Raw genomic sequence first — 4956 nt, 5'->3', positions numbered from 1 at the left:
GCTGGCGGTTTTCCAGATAAGGCTCGGAGAACGCCACCTGCTGCTTCCGCGTGTCCGTAATTGAATAACCATTCCAGATTAAGTCGATGTTGCCGGCATTCAATTCGGATTCCTTCATCGACCAGTCGATCGTCTGAAATTCAAAGGCAATTCCCAGCTTTTCTGAAACGGCCTTGGCCATCTCGATATCATAACCGGCCAGCTCGTTGTTTTCATCGCGGAAGCCCATCGGTGCAAACGTATCGTCAATCCCGACGACCAGCTTCCCCCTGTCTTCGATTGCGCTCCAGCTGTCCCCCTGCGGCTTGGCGGCGCTCTGACATCCCGTCATCGCCACCAGCGCCAATCCGATCAAACCCATTCCCAATTTTCCGATTTTCATTTTCATTTCTCCTTTTTTCTTTTTTGATATAGCATGAAATGAAATTGAATCCCGAACAGGATGCGTTTCAGCCCGCGCCGCTAAAACAAAAACCCTCCCGTCCTGCAGCTAAGGACGAGAGGGTCGTTTTTCCCTTCGTGGTTCCACCTTAATTTACCAGATTCCTCGCGGAGTCCAGCCTCTTCGAGTACAAAACTTCTATACTCTAGTACGATAACGGGTACAGGTTCCGATCCAGCCTACTTGATTCCTCGTTCGGTGAATTGCTCCAAGATGTGTTCAACCTGCTTCTCATATTCCCTTGCACCAACCGGGAACTCTCTGGATAAGCAGTTCAGGTTTACTTTTTCTTTTCATCGCTGTTATATCAATGACTGTATGATAAATCTGAAGCGGAAACTTGTCAAGCAGGAAATGAAATTTTTCTGAAAATGAATGACAATCTTTCACCGCGGCATACCGGCATGACTGGCCTGAATTGAAGTTTCCAGCAGTTTCAACATTTCGTAATGTGTTTCTGCCTCCCCGGGCTTAGAGGTGTGCGGACAATGCCAGACATGCATGCCGTTAAGTCCCTGCTGCATCAGCCACACGGCCATTGTGATTCCGGTTGGAAGCAGCTTCGCCCCCAAAATAGCGAGCCGCGTCAGCGTTCCATAAACGGAGCGGCGTCTGCCTTTCTGACTGTCAGAAATTGCCGCCCGGGCGACCGGGGCCGGATCCGTGATCGGAAACATCCGCACAACGTCGGGTCTGGCCGTGGTTTGCGCCTTATTGAGCAGCGGGGTTCTCATCCAGCAGGGACAGACCGAGGTCACCGTGATCCCCCGCGGCTTCAGCTCGACGGCTAACGCCAGTGAAAACCGGTCGATAAACGCCTTGCTTGCCGCATAGACACTGAAATACGGCAGCGGCTGAAAGGCGGCTTGGGAAGCCGTGTTGACAATCCGGCTGCCCGGGGGCATATAGGGCAGGCAGTTCCATGTCATTTCCACGACCGCGCGGCAGTTGAGATCGACGATCCGCGCCGCTTCCAACGCTTCCAGCTTTTCAAACGGACCGAACTTGCCGATCCCCGCGTTGTTGATCAGCCAGCGGATCTCTGGTTTTTCCAGACTTAAACGACGATGAAAATCCACCAAAGCGTCCAGCTGCATCAGATCAATTTCGACCGGAACGATCCGGGCGCCGAAATCCTGAACCAGCCGCTGCAGCCGGGCCGGTGTTTTGGCCAGCGCCCAGATTTCATCCACATTTGATTCTTCCAGGATCAGCCGCGTATATTCCCGACCCAAACCGCTGTCTGCACCGGTGATCACCGCAATTTTTTTCATAACACCCCTCTTTTCCGATTCATTATTCTTCCTCTTTAGTATGGCTGCTTCTTCCCGTTTACCCGGAAAGTCCGCTGCCTTTTTTAACCTTTATGCCGGTCTTTTGAGATGGCGGAAAACATTTCAATGCCCGCCATACCTAAAAAAGGCTGAGTCACACCCCAGCCTTCCTAGCGTTTCCTATGTTTACAGATCAATGTTCATCAGCGCCAGGTCGGTCTTAATCCCTTCCTGCAGCACCTGTTCGTCAAAATTGAAATGGCAGTTATGCAGCGCGATGCCCGTGCCTGTGCCCAAGAAGAAGAACACGCCCGGGATTTTCCGCTGATAGAACGCGAAATCCTCCGCGATCATTTCCGGCTTGTCCATCACCTGCAGCTGCGGCAGAAGCGCCTGCGCCTTCGCAAACAGCGGGGTGTCGTTGATCACGGCCGGATAGCCTTCCGTATAATCAAACACGATCTGGCAGCCAGTTTCCTGTTCCAGCTGTTGCATGATCGCCTTCGTCTGATCGATCATCCAGTCGAACGTGGCGTCCTGAAACGACCGGTAGGAGCCTTCCAGCACCGCGGTTTCCGGCAGGATGTTGCGCACCGTGCCGGCGTGGAAATTTCCGAACTTTAAAATCCGGTATTGGTTCGGAGCAATTTTCTTTTCCATCGCGTACAGGCGGCATAACAGCTCCGCGCCGATCGCCAGCGCGTCGATGCCCTCATCCGGTTTGGCGCAATGGGTGCTCTTGCCCTTGACCGTCACCGTGACCTCGCTGGCGTGCGCCATCATCTCCTCCGGCCGGCTGGCTACGGTCCCGGCAGGGATAAACGGCCACAAATGCGTGCCGAAGATCGCCTTGACGTTGTACTTTTCAAAAATCCCGGTATCGCAGATCGGCTTGGCGCCCCCGACCGTTTCCTCCGAGGGCTGGAAGATTAACAGAATGTTGTTTTTCCAACCGCTGCGGTCAAGCTGATCCAGCTCCTGGGCAAATCCCAGCAGCATCGCCATGTGGCCGTCGTGGCCGCAGGCGTGCATTTTCCTCGGATGGCGCGAGGCGAATTCCAGCCCCGTTTCTTCCTGGATCGGCAGCGCGTCCATATCGGCGCGATACGCCAGCGTTGCCGGCCGGCCGGCGTCAAAGTAGGCGGCTACGCCCGTTTCCAACAGCTCGATGAGCTCGCAATGCAGTGTTTTTAAGACGGAAACAACATACTCCCTGGTTTTAAATTCTGTGAAGCTGGTTTCCGGAATCTGATGCAGATCCCGGCGGAATTGTGTCGCTTGATTCATACGGAAGACTCCTTTCGTGATTCTCTCTCATTCATTGTAACGATCTTGTAAAATTCGTCAAGCAAAGAGCGCACACTGTCATAAGATTTGTTATAATGGAGGACAGGAGTTGATCAACCATGCTGCAAATATCCAATTTACAGCTTTCGCTGGATGAAAATCCGCAAAGCCTGGAATCCCTGATTATGAAGAAACTGCGGCTGCGTCCGGGCCGTCTGACATCCTGGAAAATCGTGAAGGAATCGCTGGACGCGCGCAAGAAACCGCTGCGGTTTGTCTATACCGTCCTGGTTGAAACGCCGGGCGAAGCTCAGATCCTCAAAAAGAAACTGACCCATGTCAGCGCGGCTGAACCTTATCGCTATCAGCCGCCCAAGCCGGTTTCCTTTGACGGCCCGCGGCCGGTTGTCGTCGGCTTCGGCCCGTGCGGCATGTTCGCGGCGCTGTTGTTAGCCGAGGCGGGACTGCGGCCGATTGTGCTGGAGCGCGGCGCAGACGTCGATCAGCGTGTGAAGGACGTCGAAACCTATTGGCAAGGCGGGCCGCTGAATCCGCAAAGCAATGTGCAGTTCGGCGAAGGCGGCGCGGGTACTTTTTCCGACGGCAAGCTGACGACGCGCGTCAAAGATGTGCGGATTGTCAAAGTGATGGACGAGCTGATTGAAGCGGGCGCGGATCCGGAGATCGGCTATCAGGCGCATCCGCATATCGGCACCGACCGGCTGCGGCAGATCGTCAAAAACATCCGGCTGAAAATCCAGCGGCTGGGCGGCGAGGTCCGCTTCAACACACCGATGACCGCGCTGTTCACGGATGAAAACGGAGTCTGCGCGATTGCGGCCGGGGATCAGCGGATCGCCTGCCGCCAGCTGGTGCTGGCGCTGGGCCACAGTGCGCGCGATACGTTTACGATGCTGCACGAAGCCGGGATCGCGATGGAAGCCAAGGACTTTGCGGTCGGCGTGCGTGTCGAGCATCCGCAAAAACTGATCGATCAGAATCAATATAAGGAAGCCTCCGGCCATCCGCGTTTAAAAAGCGCGGAATACCGGCTGACCTGTCAGACGCGGGAAGGCCGCGGCGTTTATTCGTTCTGCATGTGTCCCGGCGGCATGGTCGTCGCCAGCGCCAGCGAGGACGAAGCGATCGTGACCAACGGAATGAGCGAATACGCCCGCGATCAGGCCAATGCCAACAGTGCTCTGTTAGTCCAGGTGCGCCGCAGCGATTTCGGCGAGGGCGTGCTGGATGGCATGCATTATCAGCAGGAACTTGAACACCGGGCGTGGATTTTGGGCGGCCGCTGCGGCAAAGCGCCGTGCCAGCGGATCGCGGACTACCTGGCCGCCCAGCCTTCCCACGATTACGGGATTGTGATTCCCAGCTACAGCCGCGGGGTGACGATGACGGATCTGCATCCGCTGTTTTCCCCCTCCATCAATAGAGCATTGACGGAAGCGCTGCGTTATTTTGATCAGAAAATTCCCGGGTTTATCGAAACCGACGCGCTGATGACAGGTGTCGAAACCCGGTCTTCCTCGCCGGTACGGATCCTAAGGAACGAACAATTTCAGAGCTTAACCACCCCGGGTCTGTACCCGGCGGGCGAAGGCGCGGGCTATGCCGGCGGAATCGTGTCGGCCGCGATCGACGGGCTGCGTGTTGGTGAACAGATCCTTCGCGATGGAGAAAGCGTGGGATTCAGAAAATGACCCACGATTTTGATCAGCTGCTGCAAAGTGCAGCCTACGCCGGCCAGCTGTTGTTGGAAAGCGGCGCAGAGATTTACCGCGTCGAGGACACGATCTGCCGGATCTGCCTGAATTACGGCGCTCAGGAGGCCAGCAGCATCGTGCTGCCGACCGGCATCTTCGTCACGATCGTCGCCGGCGGGCGTTCCGTCAGCAAGATCGTCCGGATCAAGTCGCGCGGAGATCGGAAGAGCACACGTCT

At 55.8% G+C, this 4956-nt stretch carries 5 protein-coding genes and 1 other annotated feature; of the genes, 2 read left to right on the top strand and 3 right to left on the bottom strand.

The features are described 5' to 3' along the window. The 3 genes from AC5OW4_RS14420 to AC5OW4_RS14410 all read right to left on the bottom strand — a co-directional run. Nucleotides 1-382 (bottom strand): transporter substrate-binding domain-containing protein (locus AC5OW4_RS14420; RefSeq protein WP_493677136.1); only part of this gene is annotated, 382 nt, incomplete at its 3' end. Nucleotides 383-489: 107 nt separating this feature from the next. After that, nucleotides 490-748: a binding site (T-box leader), on the bottom strand. Between the two features lie 80 nt (nucleotides 749-828). Beyond that, the gene (locus tag AC5OW4_RS14415) at nucleotides 829-1716 is read right to left on the bottom strand and encodes an SDR family NAD(P)-dependent oxidoreductase (protein WP_195396731.1); all 888 of its coding nucleotides are present in this window, start codon (nucleotides 1714-1716) and stop codon (nucleotides 829-831) included. A gap of 186 nt (nucleotides 1717-1902) precedes the next feature. Further along, a complete protein-coding gene (locus AC5OW4_RS14410) occupies nucleotides 1903-3003 on the bottom strand; it encodes a M20 metallopeptidase family protein (RefSeq protein ID WP_493677135.1) in 1101 nt (366 codons plus the stop codon). A 119-nt stretch (nucleotides 3004-3122) separates the two neighbouring features. Here AC5OW4_RS14410 and AC5OW4_RS14405 point away from each other — a divergent pair, with 119 nt between their 5' ends. Both AC5OW4_RS14405 and AC5OW4_RS14400 read left to right on the top strand, forming a co-directional pair. Further along, nucleotides 3123-4715, top strand: a complete 1593-nt coding sequence (locus tag AC5OW4_RS14405; RefSeq protein ID WP_072684085.1) for an NAD(P)/FAD-dependent oxidoreductase — start codon at nucleotides 3123-3125, stop codon at nucleotides 4713-4715. Then, a partial coding sequence (locus AC5OW4_RS14400) for a threonine/serine exporter family protein (protein ID WP_493677134.1) occupies nucleotides 4712-4956 on the top strand: 245 nt, incomplete at its 3' end. The genes AC5OW4_RS14405 and AC5OW4_RS14400, both read left to right, overlap by 4 nt.

Source organism: Holdemania sp. (assembly GCF_986127675.1).
This window is presented reverse-complemented; position numbering and strand designations above follow the sequence as displayed.

Bases quoted from the DNA above. Each gene is read 5' to 3' on its own strand.
- AC5OW4_RS14415 (WP_195396731.1), bottom strand. From the start codon at position 1,716: ATGAAAAAAATTGCGGTGATCACCGGTGCAGACAGCGGTTTGGGTCGG.
- AC5OW4_RS14410 (WP_493677135.1), bottom strand. From the start codon at position 3,003: ATGAATCAAGCGACACAATTCCGCCGGGATCTGCATCAGATTCCGGAA.
- AC5OW4_RS14405 (WP_072684085.1), top strand. From the start codon at position 3,123: ATGCTGCAAATATCCAATTTACAGCTTTCGCTGGATGAAAATCCGCAA.